This is a genomic window from Streptomyces sp. NPDC004752 (assembly GCF_053601275.1).
On the sequence record NZ_JBSGBN010000033.1, the window covers coordinates 1 to 24,343 of the forward strand.

The following is a 24,343-nucleotide window of genomic DNA, read 5'->3' on the forward strand; positions in this document are numbered from 1 at the left end:
ACCGAACGAATCCTCTACGGCAGTGACCACTGCTTCACACCCCCGGCCGCCATCGCGGCGCAACTCGCCTCCATCGAGGCGGCACCCCAGCCGGAGGACGACACCTGGCGCACACTGACGACCCGCAACGCCTACCGCTTGTTCCCCCACCTCACCGAAACCGCCAGTAACCCGCCTGAGCATGCGAGGTAACCCCCTGGTTCAGAGCAGAACGGGGTTCACCTGCTGCCTGACCTGATCCACCGCCACTTGACAGTGCAGACCACTATGGGGGCAACGAGCATGGCCAGCATCCACAAGCCCACGCTCGCCGGCGAGTAGATGTAGTAACGCCACTGCTCTGGCAGGGGCGACGGCGCGAGCAGGAGCACGATCAGCGCGGCCCACGTGACCAGTACTGCTGCCGCCATGCGTGCTGCCACCATCCCTCTCAGCCCTCTCCGCGACTGCTGGTCCCTTGGAGACGAATGATAGGGCCCGCTGTCTGCCTGCCTGCAGTGCCGTCGTCACGCCAGGCGGCGAAGCAGTAGTACGTGGCCCCTTGGTGGCCTGTGGCTGAGGTTGCAGGTCTGTCACTCCCCGCCCGATCACCGCGTAGCGGGCGGCACCGGTAGCCGGTCGCGGTCGGGGCGGCTGGCGGCACTCGCAGGGGTGCCGGTGCGTCGTGCGGGCCGGGAGTAGTGGCGCCGCAGGAGCGCGACCCCCAAAGCGATCAGGACGACAAGGGCTATCGCGGGGCCGCTCATGGTGAGGAGGTGCTGGAGGGAGGTTGCGGCGGCGTATCCGGCGCCGGCCTCGGCTGTCGCCCAGAGGAAGGCGGCGGTGAGGCTGTAGGGGGCGATGCGGTGGTACGGGAGGTGGGCGGCGCCGGCGAGGTACGGGGTGAGGGTGCGCAGCACGGGCAGGAAGCGGGCGAGGAAGACGGCCCGGCCGCCGTGCCGTGTCATGAGGGCTTCGGCCCGGTCCTGGGCGGTGGCCGGGATGCGGTGGCCGAGTGGGCCGGTGTGCAGCCGGTGGCTGAGGAGGCGGCCGGTGCGGTGGGCGAGGAAGTCACCAAGGGCAGCACCTGTGGCCGCGACCGCGATGACGAGGAGCAGGTTGATCTGTCCGGTGCGGGCGAGTGCGCCGACGGTCAGCAGCAGGGTCAGCGTGGGGACGAACGCACCGATCACGAGGATCATTTCGGCCAGCACGGCCGCGGCCACCACCGCGTAGGTCAGGGCCGGCGGCAGGTGGCCGAGGCCCTGGATGATCGAGTTCACCGTCACGACTCGCCGCCGTGCCGCGCCGGGTGGTCGGCTGCCTCGGACCGGGGGCGTTGCAGGTGCCAGACGTGGGCCGGGGGCAGGTTGGCCCAGACCGTCCAGCGTCCGGTGGCGTAGGCGCGCTGGTAGCCGGTCATGATCTCGTCCACGGCGGCGTGGCGGCGCAGGGCGGCGCGGGAGGCGGTCAGGGTGCGGGCGGTGCGGGTGCCCAGGTAGGCGTAGTAGGCCAGCGTGCCACCGGGGTGCAGAAGATCCATGAAGCGGGCCATGATGCGCTCGACCTGCTGCGGCGGGAAGTTGGTCAGGGGCAGGCCGGAGATGATCACGTCGTACCGTTGGGTGGTGTCGAGCTGCTCGACGCAGGTCTGGTGCACGGTGGCCTTGCCGGCGTGACCGGCGAGGTGCGGGTGGGTGGCGACGAGGTGGTCGAGTCGGGCGGTGAAGCGCGGGTTGGGCTCCACGATGTCCAGGTGACTGCCGCCAGAGAGGTGGGGGATCAGGACGCGGGTGACGGCGCCGGTGCCGGCGCCCGCCTCCAGGACCGTCAAGGGGCGGGACGGTTGCGCGCGCAGCGGGCTGGTCAGGGCGCGGGCCAGGGCTTTGCTGCTGGGGGCGATGGCTCCGGTGGTGCGCATGTCGCGTGCGGCCTCGATGAGGAACATCCAGCCTTCGGCGTGGCGCTGGGCCAGGACGCGGTCGTGGGAGGTGGTCCAGTCGTTCATGGAGGGAACGCTAGAAATCCCTGTGCACCAGCGGATCCGTCGTTGTGCGTCCGGGTCCCCCTACGAAAGTAGGGGGTGAGCGTGCCCGATGGTCGAGGGGAGCGTCGGCGGGCGCCGCCTAGGCTTGCACGAGTGAAGACAGGCAGCAGCGTGGGACGGGCAGCCGTCTACGGACGTGTGGGACTCGTGGCGTTCGGCGTGCTGGTGACCGCCTCGAAAGGCGACCCCGTCAGCGGCGGCCGGTATCTGGCCCCGGTGATCGCCTCTGCACTGGTGTGCGCGGTGGTTTTGCTGGTGCCGCGCTGGCAGCGGTCCGTGGCGCCGTGGGTGGTTGCGGCCGTCACCGCGTGGTGGGGCTCGGTCACCCTCTTTCTGCTGGCCGTGGTCGTGTTCGACCTGGCGATGACGCGCCGGATACGCGCGGCAGCCGTCTGCGTGGCTGTCGCCCTCGGCGCCAACGTGCTCGGATATCCGCCGACCCGGTGGTGGGTGGACCGCGGCTATGTGGCCGTGGCGGTGTCGTTGACGTTCGCCTTCGTCGTCGGGCTGTGGCTCGGCAACCGCCGACGCCTGGTGCAGGCGCTGGCCTCCGAGATGGACCATCTGCGCGTGGAGGCGCAGTTGCGCGAAGAGGCCGCACGGGTGGCAGAACGGTCCCGTATCGCGGCCGAGATGCACGACGTGCTCGCCCACCGCCTCAGCCTGATCGCCCTTCACGCCGGAGTACTGGCCACCAAGCGGGACGCACTGTCTGACCCGGTGGTCGAGCGACTCGGCCTGCTGCGCACCGCATCCACCGAAGCCCTCACCGATCTGCGCCAGGTGCTCGGAGCCCTGCACGAACCCGACACCACACGGGCGGATGCCGCACTCACCCCGGCCCTCAAAGACGTCCACGAACTCGTCGACGAAGCCCGCACCGCCGGCCAACGCGTCGACCTGACGACACAAGGCCGACCGGAGCAGGCCCCCACCACCCACCGCCTGGCCGTCTACCGCATCGTCCAAGAAGCACTCACCAATGCCCGCAAACACGCCGACGGCGCCGCCGTGACTGTACGCGTCGCCTACCGACCGCCCGCCACCCTGGTCGAGATCACCAACACCGCAGGCACCACCGACAGCACCGCGGCTGCCCCCGTCGACTCCGGCTACGGCCTCATCGGCCTGCGCGAACGGGTCACCGCTCTGGGCGGCCACCTGAACGCCGGCCCCTCCGGCGCGGGAGCCTGGCGCCTGGCCGCCCGCATCCCCCAGCCCGCCGCCCCCGCACAGAACGGCACCACCGAATGATCCGCGCCATGATCGTCGACGACGACGCCCTGGTCCGCCTCGGCCTGGCCGACCTCCTCGACGGCGACCCGGACATCCAAGTGACCGCCCAGGCAAGCGACGGCCTCCAGGCCATCGAGCAGGCCACCGCCCACCGCATCGACATCGCCCTCGTCGACGTCCGCATGCCCCGCATGGACGGCATCACCGCCACCACCCGGCTGCGCGCCCTGCCCCACCCCCCGAAGGTGATCACACTGACCACCTTCGACCTCGACGAATACGTCTACAACGCCCTGGCCGCCGGAGCCGACGGATTCCTCCTCAAGGACACCGACCCGACCGAAATCCTGCGCGCCGTCCACCTCGTGGCCGCAGGCTCGGCCATGCTCCACCCCACCGCCGCCCGACGCGTCATCGACCGCTACCACGCCACCGACCAACCTCGGACCGCCGCAGCCCAGGCCCAGCTCGAACGGCTCACCCCACGCGAGCGCGACGTCCTCGCACTGCTCGCCCAAGGCGACACCAACGCCGACATCGCCACCCGCCTCGCCATGCGCGAAAGCACCGTCAAGGCCCACGTCAGCCGCATCCTGGCCACCCTCGACGTCACCAACCGCGTCCAGGCCGCGCTTCTCGCACGCGACGCGGGACTCACTCTCTGACCTGTATCCATCAAGATCCATCAAGCGGCTCGCATCGTGCTCGCCTGAGACGTCCATCCGCGCTGGCCGACCAACGCAACAGGTGGCCGAGTTCCGCCGCTGCCGTGTCATCGAGATCCGCGATGGCCACGACGTGCTCCCGGGGACCGACGATCAAGGTGCCGAGATTCATCGGACCGACGACGTGGTTCACCACCCACGCAGCGGTCTCGTGCAGGACACCCCCGGGCAACTCCCGGCGCCCGGTCAGAAGGTCACACCCAAGACACCCCGTCACATCCACGCGCACCAGCCTATACAGAGCCCGCAGCGATGATGTCGAGAGCCAACCTGGTTGCTGAATCCGCCGGTTGGCCTGAGTCCGCCGGCCGCCAGGCGCTGCGGGTGCTGGCACACCTGCGTCTGGGGCACACCTACGCGCAGCTCGCGGCCGGGTTCGAGGTGGGCGTGAGCACGCTGTACCGGTACATCACGGAAACCGTCGGACAGCTCGCGGTGCGGGCGCCCGACCTCGCCACGACGGTGACGGCCGCCGCGGCGAAGGCATTCGTGATCCCGGACGGGACGCTGCTGCCGATCGACCGGATCGCCGCGTGGTCTTGCATACCGCGTGCTTGAAGTAGTTGACCCAGCCGCGCAGAATCGAGTTGATCCTCTTCAGCACGGTCCCCGGGTCCTGCTGCGACGTTCTGTTCGTCAGGGCACGGATCTTGTCCTTCAGTTGCCGGATGGGCCTCTTGGCAATGAAGGTATGGACGCACCACTTGTTCGAGCCTCGCTTGCGGCGCCACTGGATGTGCAACCCAAGAAAGTCGAACCCGTCCGGCATGTGCACAATCTGAGTCTTGGCCGGTGACAGCCTCAGCCCGAGAGGGTGCAGTACATCGGAGATGCCCTCGCGCAGACGGGCGACGTCATCACGGCTGCCGCCGACCAGGACGACGAGGTGAGTCGGCGGCGTATATCTCACCCGCCGCCGCTTTCAGAACCGTGCGGGAGCCTCTCGGCTCACACGGCTCCCATCGCCCGGCCATCAGGCTTGAGACCGAACCGCCAGTGGGCGAAGAGGTTCGGATACCGGCGGGCGATGCCCGCCAGCAGTTCCTTCGCTTTCCGCTCCCGGCGGTGAAGCCGTTTGTACTTCCGGCAGGCCCAGCGCACCAGATACTCGTTGAGGCGCCGGAGGAGAACCCCTTCGAGGGGCTGGCGGGCAGAAGCCAGCCGTGACAGCCCTCTGCCCGCTAAACTCCCACCGCCCGACGTTTCCCCAGGTCAAGCCACGGAGCACTGCTGGAGTATCAGTACTCCAGCAGTAGGTCGTGATCTTGCTGGTGGGGAGAGGGGCGTCAATCAGGGGCGGCCGTTATTCCAGCCACGTCCCGTCGCGCATGATGACTCCGCCGCGTAGTTCCGGCTCGCCACGCCAAGCGCGCACACTCTTCGGCACCACGCGCACATACAGAAAGGAACCTTCCTCCGTACGCGGGTCCCACCCGAACTTGGCGGCGAAGGCATCCGCTGCGTCTGCGGGCACATCCTGGTCCAGGAAGCACTCCGCCTCACCCTGGAGAAGCACCACGTCGAAGGTGTCCGGCAGCGCCAGGTGCACGCGCGGCTCCTCGCGGACGTTCCGCGCAGTCACGGAAGTGGCACTGGTGCACATCCACACCGCTCGCCCATCCCACAAGAACCACAGCGGCACCTGGTGCGGCCCGTGATCAGGATGTGCTGTCGACACCCATACATCCCGCTCGGTAACCAGCCGTTCCAGAGTGTCGCGCCTACGCTCCGCCGCCTGGCGGTGAACAATCCCCGTGGTCCGCATGAGTGCCGACCCTAGCCAGCAGACTCAAAGCGCGCATGAGGCCAGGGACCTACTCCCGGCGACCGATGAACCCCTCAGCCTCCGACTCCGGGACGGCCAACTGGGGTGCTCAGCGTGGCCGGCTGGAGCGCTCAGTACAGGTCGGCTGAGAGACGGGTACGGCAACCGCTGATCATCGTGTGTTGTGTGGACAAACGAAAAGACGGTGGCCGCAAGTCACAGCGTAGAACTTGCCCGCCGGCACGAGGCGTTCGAGGTCCTGATGGGCCGGATAGCGTGCGTGATGACGTGCTGGAGCATCTGCACGACGAGGACGCGGTGCTGGTGGTCGACGAGATCGGGGATGTGAAGAACGGCGCGCACACCGTCGGTGTCCCGCGCCAGTACACCGGCACCGCCGGCAGAAGCGAAAACGCGCAGGTCGCCGTCTGTCTCGTCCACGCGGGCCGCCGCGGGCACGCGGCGGTGGACCGTGAACTGTACGTTCCGCGCTCGTGGACGTGCGACCCGGACCGCTGCCAGGCAACCGGGCTCGGCAACGACACCGTCTTCGCGACCAAGCCGGAGCTTGCCGCCTGCATGATCGGCCGGTTCCTGGACGCCGGGCACCACGTGGGCCGGGTCGCGGGCGACGAGGTCTACGGCGGCAACCCGAAGCTGTGGTCCGCGCTGGAAGAGCGCAAGGTCGGTTTCGTGCTCGCCGTCGCCTGTTCGGCCGAAGTCACCACCGGTGCAGGGAAGTTCCGCGCGGCCGTCCCGGCCACGAAGGTGCCCAGGCGGGTCTGGCAGAAGCTGTCGGCAGGGGCCGGCCCGAGGGGGCACCGCTTCTACGACTGGGCCGTCATCGATCTGGCCGAAGAACGGCCCGGGCAGTAGCTGCCGATCCCGCATGCACCAGGCATGGCCGACACCCAACGCCTGCCACGTACGCGTCTACGCTGGGCGTCGGCCCTGAGCTGGGCGGAGAGCTGGGTACTTCCGGACTGAACCATCCCGGTTCGGCAGAGATCTCAGATGGTGGTTTTGACCTGGGGTATCGCGGTGGTGAGGTGGTGGTTGGTCTCGTGTGCGACGAGTGGGATGTGCTCTGTTTCGCCGTGGGGTCGGCGGTGGGCGGGTCAGGGGTATTTGTGGCCCGACGGCAGCTGTCGGTGGGACACCGGACGTCGCGTCACTTGGCTCAGCAGGTGGCGTCCTTGCCGTCGGCGCCGAAGACTTCCAGCCGGTCCTCCTGCGGAGTCCGTACGGTCCCCGCGGGCGCGTAGTGCAGCTGGACGGCGCGGCGGCGGGTGTCGGTCAGGTTGGGCGGGGTGCCGTGGTGCAGCAGCCCGTCGAAGAAGAGGGCGCCGCCGGGTGGCAGTGGGACAGCGGTGTCGCGGTGGGTCTGGACCTGGGTGTCGCAGATCTGGAAGTCGCGGCGGGCGAAGTGGACCACGGGGCCTTCGGTGTGGGTGCCGGGCAGGATATGCATGCAGCCGTTGCCGGTCGTGGCCTCGTCCAGGGCGATCCATACGCCCACGACGGGGGTTGCCAGCGGGATGTCGAAGAAGGCTTTGTCCTGGTGCCAGGGTTTCTCCCGTCCTCCGCCCGGCGGCTTGAGCAGGGCCATGTCCTGGATGAGGACAGGCTCGGCGTCCAGGAGCCGGGCGGCGGTGGCCAGGATCGCGGGATGGCGGGCGAGTTGGGCCAGGCGCGGCTCGTGGGCGCAGAAGCTCTGGAGCTTGCGCACGCCGTCCAGCAGGTCGTCGCGGTCCCGTTCCTCCGGGCGCGCCCACTCCTCGAAGTCCACGCTTGCGGCGGATGGCGGGCGGGCTACTGCGGCGAGGCCGTCCAGGACTCCGCGGACTTCACTGTCGGTGAGGACACTGCGGACGGCCAGGAAGCCGAGGCTGCGGTAGGTGTCGGTCTCCGCGGCTTTGATGTCGTCGGTCGAGTCCAGCAACGGAGCGAGGCGGTCGGCTCGGTACAGCCCGGCGGGAACGTTGTAGGTCATGGGACGACGGTAGGCCGGGGCAGAGGCGGCCGGGGAGGGCGCGAGTCGTGGATTGCGGGCACTGAACCGGCCTCAAGGATGTCCGTTCAGGCGGAGCGCTTCCAGACGCCGGGTGCGGTGCCGGTGTGGTGCTTGAACTGGCGGGCGAACAGGCGGTGATCGGCGTAGCCGAGGGCCGCCGCCACCTGGCTCACCGTCATGCCGCTCTCGGCCAGGAGCTCGCGGGCGCGGTCGATCCGGACTGCGGTCTGGTAGGTGCGGAAGGACTGGCCCATCTCGCGGCGGAAGAGGCGGGAGAACTGGTCCGCCGACAGCTCGGCTGACGCGGCGGCGGCGTGCACGTCCAGGCGGCGGGCCGGGTGGCGGGTCAGCCACTCCACTACGTCGTGGATGCGCCGGTCCATCAGCACAGGCAGGTCGCCGGCGGCCCGGGCGGCCTGGGCGTGGATCTCCAGCAGCAGCCCGGCCAGTGCGGCGGTGGTCCGCGCGGAGGTGTCCGGGCCGGGGCGGCGTCTGAGGCGCGTGAGGCCGTCGAGGTGGCGGCGGGCCTCGGGCAGGTCGTCCAGGTGCACCAGACGCGGGGGCAGCAGGTCGGGCGGGCAGTCGTCGGCGCCCGCGCCCTGGCCGGGAGCGTCGTGGGCGTAGTGCTGGTAAGCAACGGTCAGGGGACTGCGGGGGTCGTGACGTGCGTCGATCTCGTCCCCTGGCCGCAGCATCAGCGCGCAACCGGCGGTCAGAGTGATATCGCGGCCGTTGAGCCGGGCACGTCCGATGCCATCCAGCACGCACCACAGATCGTGGTCGGAAAGGACAAGATGCCAGGACCAGTCGGGTTCGCAGCGGACGTGCCCGCTGCCGGGCCGTGCCCGCGGCGCCCATGGTCCACCGAGTGCGGCGCCGAGGCGCTCCCACCACTGCGCGGTCCTGCGCGAGGGGTTGTTCTCAACGCCAGTCATGACCGGTCAGGGTTGTTGACGATCCGGACCGGTGTCAACAAAGGGCGGCACCTGCTCGATCCGGCGCAGGATTCTCGCGCCCGGCGCCCGGCGAGAGGGCGGCAAGGGCGGCAAGGACATACGACGCACCGCATCCTCGTCGACGTATCCCTGCCCGGCCAAGTGCGAGAAGTCCAGCCGCACAAGGCGGTCCAGCTCATGCGTGACCGCACCGCGATCCGGTTCGCCGGCGCCGCGCCTCCGCCACCGCGGTGCACTGTCCGGCGCTTCGTACACGCCGAGCCGCCAGGCGGCGAAGTCCTGGAAGTCCGGCGCAGCTCACGCGGCATCATCCGGTGTCGTCCTCGCGCGCCTACCCGCAGAAGCCCATGCCCGTCCACGCGCACACCGGACCGTTTACGGCCCGGGGTGGGCAGGCTGAGCACCACTTCCGTGGACCAGGACCGGACGGCGCCGATCCCGGAAGGCGGGCCAGGCCGCAGGCGCCGCTGTTCTCTGTCTGCCGGGCTGCCATGCTGCCGCGCGTACCCGACCTGATCGGGCACAGGATGTCGGGTCCGGCAGGGTGCCTGCTGCCTAACGTGGTGATCACGAAAGAGGAAGGAGACCGGGAGTGCTGGAGCGTCTCAACCAGACCCTGGACTACATCGAGCGCCGCCTCGACCAGCACATCGACGTGGCCGAGCTGGCGCGCATCGCGGCCACCTCGGAGTACCACCTGCGCCGGATGTTCTCCGCGCTCGCGGGCATGCCGCTGTCGGAATACATACGGCGCCGTCGGCTCACGGTCGCAGGTGCCGAGGTGCTCGCAGCGCGTGAGTCTCTGCTGGGGATCGCGGTGCGCTACGGCTACGGCTCGGGCGAGGCGTTCGCCCGGGCGTTCCGTGCCATGCACGGGGTCGGGCCGGGCCAGGCCCGGCGCATCGGCGCCGCGCTCGTCTCCCAGCCCCGGCTGACCTTCCGCCTCACCGTCGAAGGGAGCAGCAGCATGCGCTATCGCATAGTGGACAGGCCGGACTTCAGCGTCGTCGGCTTCAAGGCCCGAGTGCCACTGGTGCACGCAGGGCCGAACCAGGCAATCATCGACTTCGTCCGCGGGATCGAACCGCAGACCCTGGAACGCCTGAAGACGCTGTCGGACCAGGAGCCGCAGGGCATCGTCGCGGTCTGCGACAACCTGGACCCGAGCCGCGCCGAAGACACCGAACTCGACTACTACCACGGAGTGATCACGTCAGCGGCTGCCCCCGAAGGCACCATTGTTCTCCCTGTCCCGGCCGGCACCTGGGCGGTCTTCACCACCTCCGGGCCGGCCCCACAGGCCATCCAGGAGCTGTGGCGGGACGTGTTCACGCAGTGGTTCCCGTCCAACCCGTACCGCAGCCGCCCCGGCCCCGAGATCCTGCGCACCCGCCTGTCCCCGGACCAGAGCAAAGCCGACGCTGAGCTGTGGCTTCCGGTGGAACGGGAACAGAGCTGAACAAGGCGCGAAGCCGACAGGCGCCTGACCGCGTGAGCGCTTCAGTCGGCCACTCTGTACTTCAGCCGGCCACTCTGCACTTGAGTTGGCCACTCCGGGCAGCCCTTCGATCCGGTCCGGCTTCGGTGGGCGTCGGCCACCAAAGCCGGACCGGGCACCACGGTCGCGGAACGCACGTTCCGTTCCGTTGGTCCAACGGAACGGGGGTGTCACCGCTTCAAGATGCCGGTCGCTCCGGTCGAGGTGAGTCCGGCCCTCTATAAACCGCTCGCCTTCATCCTGCATGCGGTGCAAGTATCCGTAGAGCCGGGCAGTTGGTGCCTGCGCTGAAGGTGGCGAGGCGTGCCGCTGATCCCAGTGGTGCGGTGATGCCGTGCCCTGCCAGAGCAAGCACCCGATACGCTCGGCCTTTCGGAGAGGAAGCAAGTAGTGAGCGTTACCGCGTCCGGGCCGTCCGAGTCCGAACCCGAAGTCCGTACGGCGGCCGGAGCCCTGCGCGGCAGCTGGGAGGCGGGGCTGGCCGTCTTCCGCGGCATCCCGTTCGCCGAGTCACCGGTCGGTGCGCTTCGTTTCGCCGCACCGCAGCCGGTACGTAGCTGGGACGGTGTGCGGGCAGCGGCGTCGTACGGCCCGCCGCCCCCGCAGTCCAGCGTGTTCGGCACGGACGCGCTGACACAGAACACGGGTGACGACTGGCTGACGGTCAACATCTGGTCACCCGAACCGACCACCGGAGCGGGTCTCCCCGTGATGGTGTGGATCCCTGGCGGCGGCTACGTGATCGGCGCCTCCAGCCTCCCGGAGTTCGACGGCGGTCGCCTGGCCGGGGGCGGCGTCGTCGTTGTGACACTCAACTACCGGCTCGGCATCGAGGGTTTCGCCCAGATCGAAGGGGCGCCTGCCAACCGGGGCCTTCTCGACCAGGTCGCCGCTTTGCAGTGGGTGCACGACAACATCCGGGCGTTCGGTGGTGACCCGGACCGGGTCACGGTCTTCGGCCAGTCGGCGGGCGGCGGATCGGTCGCTGCGCTGCTGGCCATGCCACGGGCAGCAGGGCTTTTCCGCCGAGCCGTCGCACAAAGCGTTCCGGGCACGTTCTTCTCGCCCGAGCTGGCCGCCGACATCGCCGCCGCCTGCGCCGCCGAACTGGGGGTGCGGCCCACGGTGGCCGACTTGTCCACGGTGGCCCCGTCCCGACTGCCCGCCGTAGCCGACGCGATCTCCGCCAAGATCGGCCAGTGGAAGGACCGCTGGGGGCAGATCACCCACCGGCCCATCCCGTTCGCGCCGGTCGTCGACGGCGATGTTCTGCCGGCCACCCCCTGGCAGGCGCTGGCTGACGGCGCCGGCCGGGACATCGAACTCCTGGTCGGTCACACCCGTGACGAGCATCGGCTGTTCAGCCTGATCGACGGCGTGCTCGGCCAGGTCACGCAGGAACAGGCCGAGACAGCGCTGCACATCCTCGCCCCGGGCCCCGACGGCGCACGGCGCTACCGCGAGGGTTTCCCGGCCGCGGGCCCAGAGGAACTGTACGAACTGGTCAACGCCGACTGGCTGTTCCGCATGCCGACCCTCCGACTCGCGCAGGCGCACGCCACCGCGGGTGGCCGGACCCACCTCTATGAGCTGACGTGGCCCGCTCCAGGCATGGGCGGCGCCCTCGGCGCCTGCCACGGCCTCGACGTACCGCTCGTATTCGGCAACCTGAGCAGCGGACGGCCCGCCCTGCTGATCGGCGAACCCCCTTTCCCGGAGGCAGAGGCGCTCTCCGCGCAGATGCGCACCACGTGGACAGCGTTCGCCGCTGACGGCGATCCTGGCTGGCCCGCTTACGACGCTGAGCAGCGCCTCGTACGGCTCTTCGATACGCGACCAGCCATCACTGCCTATCCGGAGGAGACCTCCCGGCAACTGTGGCAGGACCACACATTCCCGGCGCACCCGCTGGTCGGCGGATAGCGGACCGGCGGCAACCGCTCCGCCAACGTGTCGCTGCACCGGCTCGCCCTATGCGTGCAACTCGCCGAGGGCGTGGCCGTGGCGCTGGGCAACTACACCTACGCAGGCCAGCGGGAGAAAGCCGTTGACGCACTCCTGGACGCCGAACAGGAAGCAAAACGGGAAGTACTTGCCCGGCCGCGCACGCCCGACAACTCCTAGAAGACCTACGGCTGTTGGGTGCGGACCGGTGCGGGCCCGGCAGAGGGCAGGCTGCGGACACTGATCGGGCGCTGTGGACTGCCCCAGTGACACGCGCCCTCTACTTGATCTCCAGCGCCGCCCCGCCGCGAGCATGGCCTGCCGGGCCGTCGGCGCTCCGGGCACGACGGCCCACCCGCACAGGTCAGACAGTCCCCGGGTCAATGCCCTGAGCCCGTGCGAGGGCGAACAGCACGCGCTCGATCGTGTCAAGACGCTGGGCGACCGAGCGGTCCCCTGGCGCACCGATGGCGTCAGCGAGGGAATCGATGTTGCCGAACGCCGTGCGCTGCTGCTCCCGGATCGTCGCCAGTTGCTCGCCGTGCTCGGCAAGGGTGCGGCCCGTGCGGAACGCCTCCGCCTCCAGGTCCCTCAGCCGCTCATCATGCGTCGCCGTCTCATTCACCATGCCGCCCATCCTGGCACACCCCGGCAAGCCCCAGGACTGGGTCCCACCCGCCGAGTTCTGCCGCCGATCCAACGCCCCGCTGCTGCTGCATGACTACCTTGAGGCCGCCCGGCACAGAGCCGTCCTTCTGGCCCGCCGGGATCCGCCCGACGGGATCCGCCCGACGGGCCGCTCCTCATCGGCCAGGGCGAGGGGGAGGCCGTAGCGCTTCAGCGCGGGGGATCGCGTGCGGACTGCGTTCGATCGAATGCGGACGAGACGGGTCTGGCCAGGGAAGGGCTGGAAACCATCGCGTCACGCGGAGTCTTTGTGGGGAGATACGAGCGGTCGTGCATTGCTCGGAGTAATCAGGGGGTCACGTGGGGTGGAAGGACGCGTTCGGCGAAGCAATGAAGGAACTTACGGCGATACGGCAGCAGCTCGAACGCCTCGACGACCCGACGGTGGGGCTGACCGCCCTGCGTGGGGAGCTCACGCAGAGCCGCCTGAAGATCCTGGAACTCATCCAGGGCGGCGTCACCGGACTGCGCGAGGAGAACCGGGAGGTACGTCGGCGCCAGGACCGGATGATCAGTGACCTGAACGAGACACGGGGCGAGCTTCGGGAACTGCTGGGCCTCGCCGACACCCTTCGCCCCCTCGCACTGGGCCAGAAAGCCGACGACGGCACACAGACGCGCTCCGAAGAGACTGCGCCGCCGCCGGAGCCCGGAGCGGAGGCCGACCACGGCTCCACCTCAGCGCATCCGGCCGCCTCGTCCGACACCGACTCACAGGGGGGAACCGTGGGGAACACTGAGCACCAGCCACAGCCCGAGGCCGGGAGCCAGGGGCGGGACCCGGCTCTCAAAAACGCCATCGAGGCCGCTTACCAGCGTACGGGCGCTTCCGCCGCCCAGCCTTCCGCTGCCACGCCACAGGCATCCGCCGTCGGGGAGGACCCGCGGGTCGCCCACGGTGTCCTTCTGCTGAAGGCCGCCGGCGTGGCCTCCGCCGAACTGATCGCGCACCGCGACAGCTGGGAATGGCTCGCCGCCCTGGCCGCCCGTCACAACCACTTCCGCACCCCGCCTGCTGTCGAGGACTTCAAGGCAGGCCGCGTCCGGACCGTCCTGTCCGGACGCTCCCTCATCGCCCTGCTGATCGAGCTGTGGAACACCCGTTCCACCGCCGCCCCGCTGCAGGGCGACTGGGCACTGGCCGTGACCTCCTACAACCGCATCGCGGCCGAACTCGCCGACGTCGCCGGACAAGGCGAGACCATTCGGATCGTCCTGGACGACGGCCTCCCCCACGAGGCCGACGACTGACCAGCACTGCATGCCGACCAACAGACGACGGCCGCCCGGATCGATTCGGGCGGCCGTCGTGCCGATGGCGGTCATATCGATGCTCACAGCTTCGGGAAAGGCTTGAAGTGGCTGGTCAGCAGGGGTGGTGTGGCCCCGTTTCAGGCTGCACGTACTGGTCGCGGGCGGCAGTCCGGGGTGTAGATCGTCTGGCAGGGCGGTTTTGCCGATGAGTTCACCGTCCTCGAACGGTCCATCCAGCGACACGACCGTTCTTGACAGGAGTGCTATGTCCACCATCCAGCCAGTGATCATCACTGCCGACCAGGAAGTCCTGCTCGGCTTCTATACGAAACTGTTCGGCGCCGAGGAGATCTTCCGGGTACCGGCGGAAGGCCCGGCCTTCTACCTCGGCTTGCGCATCGGCGACACCGACCTCGGGCTGGTGGCCAAGACGGACCCGGGGACCGGGGCGGCACCGCGGATCCTGCTCAGCATCGGTGTCGACGACGTCGACGAGATGCTCGGCCGGGTGACGGCGCTGGGCGGCTCGGTCCGCGGCGGCCCCAACGACATGCCGTGGGGACAGCGCGTCGCCCACATCCAGGACCCCGACGGCAACCCGTTGAACCTCACCCAGCCGATCCCGGCTCAGTGACGCTGTTCCGGGGTGCTTGTGCTGGTCGTGGGCTGCCTGCGGTAGAGATCAATTCCCTGTAGTGGCCTCGACGTTCGTCAGTACGAGCAGCGCGCGAAGCAGGTGGGTGGCGCAAGCATGGTCAGTGCGGGCGGCCGATATCCACACTCTCAGCTGTAAGGACAAGATCCGCGTAGACCTCCTTCTGCTAGGAGTCCTATGCAGAGAAGGTCCGGAACGACGGAGTGGTCAAGCATGGCCGCAGCGCCTGCAACACGGACAGCAGGGAGCGCTGTGGGTCAGATCCGGAAGCATCCGCAGTCCCTCGTAAGAGTGTTGGAGCTCACCACGGATACTTCCGCCATGTCGGGCCGCAGCAGCTTCCGACGTCCCACTGGATGCCGAAGATCGCCTCACCGAGTCACCCCGCGCCCACGCCGTTGACCGGCCAGAACGTGCGAAATGCGAGTGAGGAGAGGATCGACGTTTCAGGTTGCTCGCGCGGTCCGGACAGCCCTGGGCTTCAGAAGATCCTGGCCCTGCGGAGGGCGGGCAGAACCGATGCCGCCGCCCGCGCGTCCTCGCCTTCACCGGGATCAACAACGACCTCTATTCTCAGTAGCCTTACGCCGATCGACCGGGCGGCAAGAGGCGAGACAGGGGAGCCATACAGTATGAGCAGTTCGAACGGGGACGGGAGCGGCGAGCGAAAGACCCGGTGGGACAGCCGCTTCGGCGGGGGCGTCGAACTGCTCACCGCCTTGGATCCGGCGCGGATCGGGCCGTACCTGCTGCTCGGGCGGCTCGGCGCCGGTGGCATGGGGAAGGTGTTCCTCGCACGGTCCGACGGCGGGCGCATCGTCGCCGTGAAGGTGGTGCACGATGAGCATGTGTCGGACGCGCGGTTCCGGGCGCGGTTCCGGCGGGAGATCGAGGCCGCGAGCCGGGTCGCCGAGCGGTACACGGCACCCGTGCTCGACGCCGGGCCCGACGAGGAGCCACCGTGGGTCGCCACCGGGTATGTGCCGGGTCTCTCGCTGGAGCAGGTCGTGCGGGGGTACGGCCCGTTGCCCGCCGAGTCCCTGCACACACTCGCCGACGGGTTGCTGCGCGCTCTGGAGGACATCCATGACGCGGGGATCGTGCACCGGGACCTGAAGCCGTCGAACGTCATGCTGACCGTGGACGGGGTCAAGGTCATCGACTTCGGGATCGCACGGGCCCTGGAGACCTCCGTCGAGTCGCTTCTGACCAGTACGGGGATGGTCCTCGGCTCTCCCGGCTTCATGTCGCCGGAACAGGTCCAGGGGCAGAGCGCCGGACCCAAGAGCGACGTGTTCACCCTCGGGTGTGTGCTCATGTACGCGGCGACGGGGCGGCTGCCCTTCGGGCACGGGGCCAGCAACCAGCACGCGGTCATGTACCAGATCGTGCAGGACGAGCCGGATCTGGAGGGCCTTGAGGACCCCGCTCTGCGGGCGCTCATCACGCGGTGTCTGACCAAGGACGCCGGGCAACGACCCGATGTGGACCAGCTGTTGGCCGACCCGGAGCGGGCCCGGCCGTCGGCCACCGACAAGGCTTGGCTGCCCGCCGACGTCCTCGCGCGCATCGCGCAGCAGACCGCCGAACTGCTCGACGCCGAGGTACGGCCGCTGCGCGAGGAGTCCGGGGACCGGGCGACCGCGGACCTGCGCCCGCGGTCCGGGCCGCCCGCGGTCGTCGCGCCGGGCAGCGGCGGCGCCGAGCCGAAAAAGCGTGAACGCCGCCCGCGCCGCCGCACCTTCATCGCTCTGCCTGTGGTCGTCGTCCTCACCGCCGGTGGGACCACGATGGCCGTGCTCCAGCCCTGGAACGGTGATCGGGGCGGATCCCACGCCCAGGCGCCGGGCAGCAGCGGGAGTTCCACGCCGGATGGCAGTAACTCGCCGGTGACGCCTATCGGTTCACCGTCCAAGACATCCGACGGGAAGGACAAGAAGGAAAAGGTTTCCGATCACGGCGAGGACGCCACGAACGGCGTCAAGGCGGAGGGAGACAGCGGGAGCACAGGAGCAACCGGGGGTGACACCTCCGGCAACAGCTCGTCCGACGACTCCTCGGCCACGACCGCACAGAGCTCGTCCGGCCCCGGTGACTCGTCCTCGGGCTCCTCCGGCTCCTCCGGTTCGTCCGCCGGCTCCCCGCCGCCCGGCCTGAAGAGCTACCGCCTTGATTACACGAACGCCTGCTTCGGAGCGTGCAACATGCCGATCAAGGCGAGCTGGACGGCGGTCTCCCGCGCGACCCGCTATGACATCCACTACACCAACAAGGGCAGCAACTACACCGCGAAGAACGTAGACACCGTCTACTCCACCAGCAACACCAGCTACACGATCAACGGCCCGTACTCGGGCGACAAGATCTGCATCACCGTGCGCGCGGCCAACAAGCACGGCGCCTCCGCCTGGGCAAAGACCTGGTGCGACACAGTGCCCTACTAGGGTGTCTTTCGAAAGTGCTGGTCACAGCCATTCGTTGATGGCCGCGACCAGCACGGTCGCTTCGTAGCGGAACCGCGAGTCCGGCGTATCTCGTCGCCACCGCGCGGTGGCGCTTGAGGCGATTGATCCCGCACTCGACCGCGCGGCGCTCTTTGCAGTCGGCCGCGTCCAACTTCGGTGGCCGGCCACCGCGGGAATCACCCTTCTTGCGGTTGGCGATCTGGTCACGCGTCTCCAGGATCGTGCAGCGGATACCGCGCTTGCGCAGGTAGGCGCGGCTCCGAGCGGGAGCCGTTCGCCTTGTCGGCACGACCACCACGTGGACCTGCCGCCCCGCATCTCGACTCTCGTCCCGCAGCGCCTGGAGCAAGCCGAAGCGGCCTGGGAGAACAACCGCTCCGCCAGCACAACCCCGTGGCTCTTCCTGGGCCACAACCCGGCTCGTCCGATGTGCCTGCAGTCGATCCACCTTCAACTCCGCAAGCACAACCTCAAAGGACTCGCCGGTCGCAACACCGCCCGCCTCGCCCTGGCCGCCAACGTTCCTGCGTCGATCCTCTCTGAAGTCACAGGCACCAGCGTGAGCAATGCCAACCCGGTGGGCCACTCTGGCCAAGCGCGACTGGACGCAGTACATCGCCTCTCGCCGATAGTCAGATCCGTGAGCTTGGGGACCGGGCGCTGTGGAGATCCAAGTTCCATCTGTATGGGGCGATCCGGCGCGAGGCAAGGGCCCCGCGACTGCTTCGTCCAGGACGTCTTGATCCACTGCACCGTGACTTCCACTGCACCGCCCTCCGCCAGGAGCTCAGAATCAACGTTCCGTTGACGTCACCCCAATACCGGCAGGACTACCTGATCAGGGTCGTAGCCGTCATGTCGCCTCGGCACACTCGTCGACGAAGGCGCAGAGCCGACGAATGAGGCTCAGGTAGGTGCCAGGGGCGGTGGTGAGCTGCATGTGGGATGCACCCTCGAGCCACCGTTGCCACAACCCGCCCGGGACCAGGAAGCGGGCCGCTTGATCGCCTCTGAGGTTCAGATCGATGTAGAGGAGAGCGCCCATAACCACGGCCTGGTCGTACGCGAGGTCGGGACGGCGAAGGTAACAATCAAGGTAGGCGACCAGCAGATCGGCATCACGCGGCGTTCCAGAACTGGCCAGGGCCACGCAGTAAGCCAGACCAACACAGCAGACTTCGCTGGCCAGCAGGAGTTCCCCGAGGCGCTCACGGAACTCGGTCCGTTGGGAAACAGCTACGAGCCACGCCGCAGTCCTCCGCTCGCGCCACCCGCCTTCAAGGAGGGTAGCGATCTCCTCCGCAGTGATGACTCCCGCATCCTCGCTCAGCCGTCGCACAAATCGGTCGTACTCAGGGCTTTGCATGCGCAGCAAGGCGCCGCCGAGCTTCAGATAGCGCCGCTCGGGCGTGACATACCGGCGAACCGCAGCCAGCAGTTCGGGATCCTCATGGGCATGGCGTATCACAGGGCCGATCCTGCCTCGCTGGTACGCAACGAGGCCACTTCTTTCTGATGTTGAGCCCACCAGCCAGGAAGAGGGGCGCGGCTCAGTCGCCTCCGCCCCCAACTCCACGCCGCTGAGGCCGCGTTGGACTCGGTACTGTTCCTCCGCCGGTTCGGACGCACCCGACGGGAGCGGCTGGCCGTAGGTCTGCTCACGAACGCCTCGGTCGGACTCCTCCCCGACTGGGCCCGCACCGAACTCGGCATCCACCGCCCGGCCCCCGTCCGCGCGGGCTGGGACCGGCCCCTGGCGACGGCCGTCGGGCGTACCCTCCAGTGGGGACTCGGGCCCTCCCAGATCCAGACCGCCGCACGGGGCCGACTGGCGGGGGCGCGGCAGGGATGACATCGAGATCTGCGGGGCGTCCGGCAGCAGCGCGCTTCGGTGGAGGGAAACCGACGCCACGGGGCTGAGGTAGCCGAGCCGTTTCTGGATGCGCCGGCTGTTGTAGAAGCCGTCGATGTACTGGAAGAGCGCGAGGTTGGCCTCGGCGCGGGTGGTGAAGGTGCGGCCGCGGATGGTAGGGCAGCATCACCGCCATGTCTTTGCTGACCTGGGACTACGACGGTGATCTGTACTGTGCTCTCACCACCGAGACGGGTGCGGGCGAGGGCCGGACCACTCAATTCGAGCTCAGCGAGGCCCGCATAGTTCCGGGCGGAGCCCCTGCCCTGCCTGCTTCACCGGCTCCCGGACCGGCAGCCGTGACGGTGGTTGCCTACGCCCCCGAGGAGGAGAAGCCGGCAGAAGTCTTCTTCGACGAGACGCAGACGCTGCCGTTCGCCGTCTTGCAGCACTTCGTGGCGATCGTAGCCTCACGGTTGGCAAGCACGGGATCGTAGAACAGCCGGCCCGCGGCACAGCAAGCACCTGAGCCGACACCACCAGTTCAAGTTCAGTACTGGTGCAGCCCCGGAGAGTCCGTGAATGCTTGCCGGCTGTGTACGAGCAGCTCGCGTACCGAGGGGTTGTGTGCGCTCTTCCAGACCAGGGCGAGCAATGCTGGTGTTTCGACATCATCGATGGTGCGGGCGGTGAGCCGGTCGCGGTAGCTCGCGGCCATCGAGCTGCTGAGGATGGCGATGCCGAGCCCGCGGGCGGCGAGGTCGGCAATGGCATCCGCGGCACTGGCTTGCAGCGCGATCGAGGGTTGGAGACTCTGTGCGGCGCAAGCCTGGTCGAATACGGCGCGCAGGCCGGTGCCGGGTGGCATGCACACGATCGGGTAGGCCATCAGGTCGCGCAGGGTGACCCGCCGTCGTTTGGCCAAGGGGTGCCCGGCCGGGACTGCCGCGATGAGCCGTTCGCTGATGATTCTCAGTGCGTCCAGCCCGTCGGGGGTGGCGGTTGCGGCGCCGATGAGTGCCAAGTCGACGGCGCCGGTACGGACTCCTTCGAGGAGCCGGTCGGAGCTGTCCTCCAGCAGCGAGATCTCCACGCCGGGATGCGCCTCGTGGAATCCGGCGAGGGCGTCGAACAGCGGGGTCAGGGTGCAGCCGATGACCATCCCGACGGTGAGCCGCCCCCGGATCAGGTCGGTCACCTCGCCCACCGCCTGGCCGACCGCTCCGGCCGCGGCGAGTGCGGCACGGGCGGGTTCGAGCGCGGCCTTCCCCGCGACGGTGAGGGTGACGGTGCGGGCGGACCGGTCGAACAGCTCGGCACCGAGTTCCCGTTCGAGCCGGCGGATCTGGGCGCTGACGCCGGACTGGCTGATGTGCACCCGCTCGGCCGCACGGGTGAAGTTCCGCTCCTCGGCGACGGCGACGAAGTATTCCAGCTGCCTCAGTTCCATGAGTACAGATTCTAGTTTGCAGAAAATCCATCTGTTGGACTTCTGGTCGGCGGGCGACCACGCTGGGAAGCACCGAAGCCCGACATCAGGAGGAACCCATGCCGGAGTACGAGCAGGCCATGCGGCCCGAAGACATCACCCGCTTGTTCGTCGAGCGATCCAATGCCGGTGACGCAACCGGGGTCGCCGCGCTCTACGAAGAGGATGCAGTGATGGCCTACCCGCCCGGCGAGCTGACGATGGGGCGGGAGGCGATCCGTGCGCTATGGGAGAAGGTGCTGGCCGGCGCTCCCCGCTTTGAGCCGGAACCACCTCTGCCGACGTTGATCAGCGGCGACATCGCTCTCACCTCGACCCCGCCGAAGGACGGGGCCGGCGCCCGGGCGCAGGTCGTCCGGCGTCAGCCCGACGGAAGCTGGCTGCGCCTGCTCGACCAGCCCGAGTTCGTCCCGCCCACCCGCTGACGTCCGCGGGTGGCCCCACAAGATCGTGGTGATTCCAGGGGCCGCTCCAGGAGGGCCCGCGCGGAGTCCGCACAGCTGGTTGATCAGCAGGCGGAGGTTTGCAGTGTTCGGCCACCGGCTGCGCCGGTGCTCCAGCCAGTCCGGTGGCCTGGTGCAGCCCGAGTCTCCGGCCGATCACCGCCTTCGACATCCCCTGCTCCCACAACTCGTGGGCGACGGCGCGCTGTTCACCAAGCCGGGTCACGACCTTCGGCTCCGCCGGCGGCCGAGGTTGGCGCACAGGTGATAGCGGTCCGCGACCTGTGCGGCCTGCGGCGCCCCGACTCGTGAGCCCTCCCCGTAACCGCTGGAGCGGTCCCGGCAGATCACGGTCGTACCGTGACAGCGCATGTTGTCTGTGTGCCATCGGAGGTGCAGTGAACCCTGCTCAGTGAGCCCGGGAGGGCAGCCCGGGAGGGCATGGCCCGTGTCACTGGGGACTATGCGGAAGATCCTTCGCTTGTACTACGGCAAGGACATCCTGTTTGCGGATGCCGCCTGCCACGATCAGCCAACGTCCGGCCGTGTTCCGCACGAGCAGCAACAGCAAGCCGATAGCAAGCACGGCCGCCATAACGCCGAACAGCGCCATCCGCACCGCCCGCTCGTCGCTCGATATCTCACCGGTGTTGACGGCTTGGGCAGTCGCGAAGGGGATGACCTGAACCGTGAGAAGACCACCCCGGCCCGGCTGAACTCCTCCAGTCGGCGACGGCCACCGCCTGGGTCCCAGAGCGCAAACGGACAGAACCCGCCGACAAAGCCGCGGTCTACGGCATGGGCCATGACCATGGCAGACCTTGGCTACGCACCACCCTCAGTCCTGTGACTGCTCCCGCAGTTCGGGGTACTGGTCGCGCTGCCAGTCCGGCAAGCGGCTGATCTCCAGTTCCCCATGGCCCTGGCAGACCGGGCAGAACTTCTCCTCGAAGCACTCCGGGCATCGCTCGCGGCCGTGTTCCTCGCTCGGGCACCATCCGCACCCCTCACAGACAGGGCACCAGCCCAGCCCGTCGCACTCGTTGCACAAGACATAGCCCCGCCGCACCGTCTCCGGGGTGCGTACCGGGTCCGGGCGCACGAACGGCTTCGGCGTATACAACGGCATCGCTGGTGTCTGCCCGCCGTAGACGACACCTCCGCACCCCCGCTGTATACGCACCCGCACCTGGAACCCGTCCCGACACGCAGTAACAGTGGTCAGCTCCGTGTCACTGCCCGCATCCGTCACCTCGTCGGTGACCTGCCAGCCTGCCGAGGTCAGCAGCGTCGCCGCGCGGGTTGCCGCGGTGACGTCGTAGTCCTCGGCGGGCCGCTCGACGCGGATCGTGGCGTGGTACTGGTACAGCAAGGGCTCATGCCGGTCGACAATGAACGGATCGGACGGCATGTAGGGTTCCGGAACCCGGCCCGGGGTGAGCCGCGCGGCCAGCCGGCGCAACTCCGCACACAGCGACTCGGCAGCCCGGTCCAACTCCTCGCGCGCGCCCTCGATCTCCGTCATCCGGACACCCCGATCATCATGCCGCGCGGCCACAGGCGGCCTGCGGTCCGCTGCGTTCCATCACCCGTCGACGAAGTCGTGGAAACCCAGGCAGCCCGGGTCCTGCAATGGGCAGGCCGGATGCGGGGTACGGTCCGGCTCAGGCACCGACGGCTCGCGATCCCAATGCCCCGGACCCGGCGCAAGCACCCCGAACGCGGTGCACACGCAGTCGTCCGTGCAGTCGTCCGGGCAGGAGCCGGAGGACACCGGGTCTCCATCGCGGTACCGCTGATGGCCGCACCGGCAGGTGGATGTTGCCCACGTCGTCATCCGAACCCCCGTCCCCAGCAGCTCCCGCCCCGTTCAGGGTAGCGGCGGAGATGTTGCGGATCCCGTCGAGGTAGGTCTGCGGCGGTTGTCTCGCATCCTGCCTCCGCCGCTCGGAGTACGACGGAGACGGCCGCCATGATCTGGCCCGGCTGGCAGTAGCCGCTGGGCCACGTCGTGGTCGAGCCACGCCTGCTGCATCGGGTGCGGGACCGCGCCCACCGTGCCCCCAACCGTCATGCGGATGCTGCACGAACACGACGAGCAAAGGGGTGCAGAAGGCGTGGGCGACGGAGACGAGACTGACGTGGTGGTGTCAGCCTCTCCAGGCGGGGCCTTCGAAGTGGGCCAGACCCAGGGCCTGTTTCATCTCGCGGTAGTCGTGTTCGATGCGTCAGCGCAGTTTCGCGGTGCGCACGAGGGTGGCCAGCGGGGTGTCGGCGGGCAGGCTGGACAGCCAGAACTGGAGGGGTTCGGGTTCGGTGACGGACCGTTCGGCCAGCAGCCGGCGCAGCGGAAGTTCGGGGCCGCATACGGCTTTACGGATCTCGCGTCCGGCGGGCCTGATCCGCGGGGCCACGAAGCGGGAGTACATGCGCTTGAAGCCGCTGCGGCCACTGCCCGGGCAGGAGCCTTCCCGCCACTGCACCGACCTGGCTGCCTGCTTGCCGGCCGCGATGACCAGCTTTTTCACCGCCAAAGCCGGCTCGGGGTATACGGGCTGGGGCCGGGGGCCGCGATCGCCGTAGGGCGGCAGGTGCGGCGCGGCTTCTTCCGGATGGGCGGCGGTCGTGGTGGAGATGCCCACCGTGTAGCTGAGGCCGCACGGGCCGACGACCAGGAGAAGCCGATCGTCCTCGCCGGTCAGCACTTTCCTGACGGCATGACGACTGCTCTCCACGAAGGCTGCGCGAATCGGCCCCAGGGGAAGCTCGCCGCGGAGGACGGCGGGAGCAACGAGGGGCTGAAAGCCGGTGACCCGAAGGGCGTTGGTCTGGGGTGAGACACCGGTCGGTGTTGTCATGGGAGAGGATCCTCCTGGGTCCGCTCCACGGGCAGACCGCACCACCGTGCGAACTCGGCCGCGTGGTCTGTGGATTCAACGTCAGAGGTGGGGACGGTGGCGTTGTCATCTAGGATGAGTCGGTTGCAGTCCCGGAGGAGTTGTCGTGAACGAACAGATCGCACAGCGGCAAGCTGAATTGAAAGTTGAGCTGCCCCAGATCTCGGCATCGCGTTACCAGTACGAACAGGCAATGCGAGTTGGCGACCTTTGGTTCTTCTCCGGCAAGACTCCGCTGCGTTCCGGCGCCGTTCAGCAGCCGGAGCGGATCGGCGAACTCTCCCTCGACGAAGGGCGAGGGACAGCGCGCAATCCGGCCGATGTACTTGCAGACGCAGACCGCCCCGCACGGTCTACAGTCGGCGTCGCCTAGGACGGGGCCGCCAGGGAGACCGGATGACTCCGCAGCGTCCGCCCGGCCAATGAAGAAATAATAA

General features: G+C 68.8%; 22 protein-coding genes and 8 pseudogenes. 15 read left to right on the top strand and 15 right to left on the bottom strand.

All coding sequences use genetic code 11. The features are described from left to right. Positions 1–192 (top strand): annotated as a pseudogene (locus ACWEKM_RS16125) (hypothetical protein); the annotation flags it as partial. A gap of 26 nt (positions 193–218) precedes the next feature. On the opposite strand, the gene ACWEKM_RS16130 reads toward ACWEKM_RS16125, so the two are convergent. From ACWEKM_RS16130 to ACWEKM_RS16140, 3 genes are all read right to left on the bottom strand, one after another. Then, positions 219–410: a hypothetical protein gene (locus ACWEKM_RS16130; protein ID WP_451621804.1), complete on the bottom strand. Its 192-nt coding sequence runs from the start codon at positions 408–410 to the stop codon at positions 219–221. A 177-nt stretch (positions 411–587) separates the two neighbouring features. Further along, a complete protein-coding gene (locus ACWEKM_RS16135) occupies positions 588–1,268 on the bottom strand; it encodes a DedA family protein (RefSeq protein WP_451621805.1) in 681 nt (226 codons plus the stop codon). Then, a complete protein-coding gene (locus ACWEKM_RS16140) occupies positions 1,265–1,987 on the bottom strand; it encodes a class I SAM-dependent methyltransferase (RefSeq protein WP_451621806.1) in 723 nt (240 codons plus the stop codon). Before ACWEKM_RS16140 ends, ACWEKM_RS16135 begins: the two co-directional genes overlap by 4 nt. A 132-nt stretch (positions 1,988–2,119) precedes the next feature. Here ACWEKM_RS16140 and ACWEKM_RS16145 point away from each other — a divergent pair, with 132 nt between their 5' ends. The 3 genes and pseudogenes from ACWEKM_RS16145 to ACWEKM_RS16155 all read left to right on the top strand — a co-directional run. Further along, positions 2,120–3,280, top strand: a complete 1,161-nt coding sequence (locus ACWEKM_RS16145; protein WP_451621807.1) for a sensor histidine kinase — start codon at positions 2,120–2,122, stop codon at positions 3,278–3,280. Further along, entirely contained in the window at positions 3,277–3,927 is a 651-nt protein-coding gene (locus ACWEKM_RS16150) for a response regulator (protein WP_451621808.1), read from the top strand. Before ACWEKM_RS16145 ends, ACWEKM_RS16150 begins: the two co-directional genes overlap by 4 nt. Before the next feature lie 360 nt (positions 3,928–4,287). Continuing rightward, positions 4,288–4,521: pseudogene (locus ACWEKM_RS16155) on the top strand (helix-turn-helix domain-containing protein); the annotation flags it as partial. Positions 4,522–4,576: 55 nt separating this feature from the next. Here ACWEKM_RS16155 and ACWEKM_RS16160 read toward each other — a convergent pair. Continuing rightward, a pseudogene (locus tag ACWEKM_RS16160) lies at positions 4,577–4,756 on the bottom strand (group II intron reverse transcriptase/maturase); the annotation flags it as partial. A 534-nt stretch (positions 4,757–5,290) separates the two neighbouring features. Beyond that, positions 5,291–5,752, bottom strand: a complete 462-nt coding sequence (locus ACWEKM_RS16165; protein ID WP_451621809.1) for a pyridoxamine 5'-phosphate oxidase family protein — start codon at positions 5,750–5,752, stop codon at positions 5,291–5,293. A gap of 270 nt (positions 5,753–6,022) precedes the next feature. Between ACWEKM_RS16165 and ACWEKM_RS16170 the strand changes: the two are divergent. Then, positions 6,023–6,622: pseudogene (locus ACWEKM_RS16170) on the top strand (IS701 family transposase); the annotation flags it as partial. A 310-nt stretch (positions 6,623–6,932) separates the two neighbouring features. Here ACWEKM_RS16170 and ACWEKM_RS16175 read toward each other — a convergent pair. Together ACWEKM_RS16175 and ACWEKM_RS16180 are read right to left on the bottom strand one after the other, a co-directional pair. Further along, complete coding sequence (locus ACWEKM_RS16175; RefSeq protein WP_451621810.1) at positions 6,933–7,745, bottom strand: phytanoyl-CoA dioxygenase family protein; 813 nt, start codon at positions 7,743–7,745, stop codon at positions 6,933–6,935. 86 nt (positions 7,746–7,831) lie between these two features. Next, complete coding sequence (locus tag ACWEKM_RS16180; protein ID WP_451621811.1) at positions 7,832–8,701, bottom strand: AraC family transcriptional regulator; 870 nt, start codon at positions 8,699–8,701, stop codon at positions 7,832–7,834. A gap of 613 nt (positions 8,702–9,314) precedes the next feature. On the opposite strand from ACWEKM_RS16180, the gene ACWEKM_RS16185 reads away from it, so the two are divergent. From ACWEKM_RS16185 to ACWEKM_RS16195, 3 genes are all read left to right on the top strand, one after another. After that, positions 9,315–10,181 carry an AraC family transcriptional regulator gene (locus tag ACWEKM_RS16185; RefSeq protein ID WP_451621812.1) on the top strand — a complete coding sequence of 289 codons (867 nt, stop codon included), beginning with the start codon at positions 9,315–9,317 and terminating at the stop codon, positions 10,179–10,181. Between the two features lie 429 nt (positions 10,182–10,610). Further along, entirely contained in the window at positions 10,611–12,143 is a 1,533-nt protein-coding gene (locus ACWEKM_RS16190; protein WP_451621813.1) for a carboxylesterase/lipase family protein, read from the top strand. A 54-nt stretch (positions 12,144–12,197) separates the two neighbouring features. Continuing rightward, complete coding sequence (locus ACWEKM_RS16195) at positions 12,198–12,344, top strand: hypothetical protein (RefSeq protein ID WP_451621814.1); 147 nt, start codon at positions 12,198–12,200, stop codon at positions 12,342–12,344. Positions 12,345–12,528: 184 nt separating this feature from the next. Here ACWEKM_RS16195 and ACWEKM_RS16200 read toward each other — a convergent pair whose 3' ends face one another. Next, positions 12,529–12,792 (bottom strand): hypothetical protein, encoded by a 264-nt coding sequence (locus tag ACWEKM_RS16200; RefSeq protein ID WP_451621815.1) that lies wholly within the window; start codon positions 12,790–12,792, stop codon positions 12,529–12,531. 389 nt (positions 12,793–13,181) lie between these two features. Between ACWEKM_RS16200 and ACWEKM_RS16205 the strand changes: the two genes are divergently transcribed. The 3 genes from ACWEKM_RS16205 (at position 13,182) to ACWEKM_RS16215 (ending at position 17,204) form a co-directional block, all read left to right on the top strand. Beyond that, positions 13,182–14,102 (top strand): hypothetical protein, encoded by a 921-nt coding sequence (locus ACWEKM_RS16205; protein WP_451621816.1) that lies wholly within the window; start codon positions 13,182–13,184, stop codon positions 14,100–14,102. Positions 14,103–14,370: 268 nt separating this feature from the next. After that, a complete protein-coding gene (locus tag ACWEKM_RS16210) occupies positions 14,371–14,739 on the top strand; it encodes a VOC family protein (protein WP_451621817.1) in 369 nt (122 codons plus the stop codon). Positions 14,740–15,392: 653 nt separating this feature from the next. Beyond that, on the top strand, positions 15,393–17,204 hold the full coding sequence (locus tag ACWEKM_RS16215; protein ID WP_451621818.1) for a protein kinase domain-containing protein: 1,812 nt from the start codon (positions 15,393–15,395) through the stop codon (positions 17,202–17,204). 874 nt (positions 17,205–18,078) lie between these two features. Here ACWEKM_RS16215 and ACWEKM_RS16220 read toward each other — a convergent pair. Further along, a complete protein-coding gene (locus ACWEKM_RS16220) occupies positions 18,079–18,693 on the bottom strand; it encodes a DUF6000 family protein (RefSeq protein ID WP_451621819.1) in 615 nt (204 codons plus the stop codon). A gap of 102 nt (positions 18,694–18,795) precedes the next feature. Between ACWEKM_RS16220 and ACWEKM_RS16225 the strand changes: the two are divergent. After that, positions 18,796–19,077: pseudogene (locus ACWEKM_RS16225) on the top strand (oxygenase MpaB family protein); the annotation flags it as partial. Between the two features lie 69 nt (positions 19,078–19,146). On the opposite strand, the pseudogene ACWEKM_RS16230 reads toward ACWEKM_RS16225, so the two are convergent. Further along, a pseudogene (locus tag ACWEKM_RS16230) lies at positions 19,147–19,251 on the bottom strand (IS3 family transposase); the annotation flags it as partial. A gap of 20 nt (positions 19,252–19,271) precedes the next feature. Between ACWEKM_RS16230 and ACWEKM_RS16235 the strand changes: the two are divergent. Further along, positions 19,272–19,574, top strand: a complete 303-nt coding sequence (locus tag ACWEKM_RS16235) for a hypothetical protein (protein WP_451621820.1) — start codon at positions 19,272–19,274, stop codon at positions 19,572–19,574. A gap of 53 nt (positions 19,575–19,627) precedes the next feature. On the opposite strand, the gene ACWEKM_RS16240 is transcribed toward ACWEKM_RS16235, so the two are convergent. Then, positions 19,628–20,527 carry a LysR family transcriptional regulator gene (locus ACWEKM_RS16240; protein WP_451621821.1) on the bottom strand — a complete coding sequence of 300 codons (900 nt, stop codon included), beginning with the start codon at positions 20,525–20,527 and terminating at the stop codon, positions 19,628–19,630. A 98-nt stretch (positions 20,528–20,625) separates the two neighbouring features. Here ACWEKM_RS16240 and ACWEKM_RS16245 point away from each other — a divergent pair, with 98 nt between their 5' ends. Next, positions 20,626–20,991: a YybH family protein gene (locus ACWEKM_RS16245; protein WP_451621822.1), complete on the top strand. Its 366-nt coding sequence runs from the start codon at positions 20,626–20,628 to the stop codon at positions 20,989–20,991. 469 nt (positions 20,992–21,460) lie between these two features. On the opposite strand, the gene ACWEKM_RS16250 is transcribed toward ACWEKM_RS16245, so the two are convergent. The 4 genes and pseudogenes from ACWEKM_RS16250 to ACWEKM_RS16265 all read right to left on the bottom strand — a co-directional run. Continuing rightward, positions 21,461–21,622 carry a hypothetical protein gene (locus tag ACWEKM_RS16250; protein ID WP_451621823.1) on the bottom strand — a complete coding sequence of 54 codons (162 nt, stop codon included), beginning with the start codon at positions 21,620–21,622 and terminating at the stop codon, positions 21,461–21,463. Positions 21,623–21,847: 225 nt separating this feature from the next. Further along, on the bottom strand, positions 21,848–22,534 hold the full coding sequence (locus ACWEKM_RS16255) for a hypothetical protein (RefSeq protein WP_451621824.1): 687 nt from the start codon (positions 22,532–22,534) through the stop codon (positions 21,848–21,850). 383 nt (positions 22,535–22,917) lie between these two features. After that, positions 22,918–23,068, bottom strand: a pseudogene (locus tag ACWEKM_RS16260) (2Fe-2S iron-sulfur cluster-binding protein); the annotation flags it as partial. A gap of 94 nt (positions 23,069–23,162) precedes the next feature. Next, positions 23,163–23,867 (bottom strand): annotated as a pseudogene (locus ACWEKM_RS16265) (transposase); the annotation flags it as partial. Between the two features lie 145 nt (positions 23,868–24,012). Here ACWEKM_RS16265 and ACWEKM_RS16270 point away from each other — a divergent pair. Continuing rightward, positions 24,013–24,279: a hypothetical protein gene (locus ACWEKM_RS16270; RefSeq protein WP_451621825.1), complete on the top strand. Its 267-nt coding sequence runs from the start codon at positions 24,013–24,015 to the stop codon at positions 24,277–24,279. Positions 24,280–24,343 lie beyond the last annotated feature (64 nt).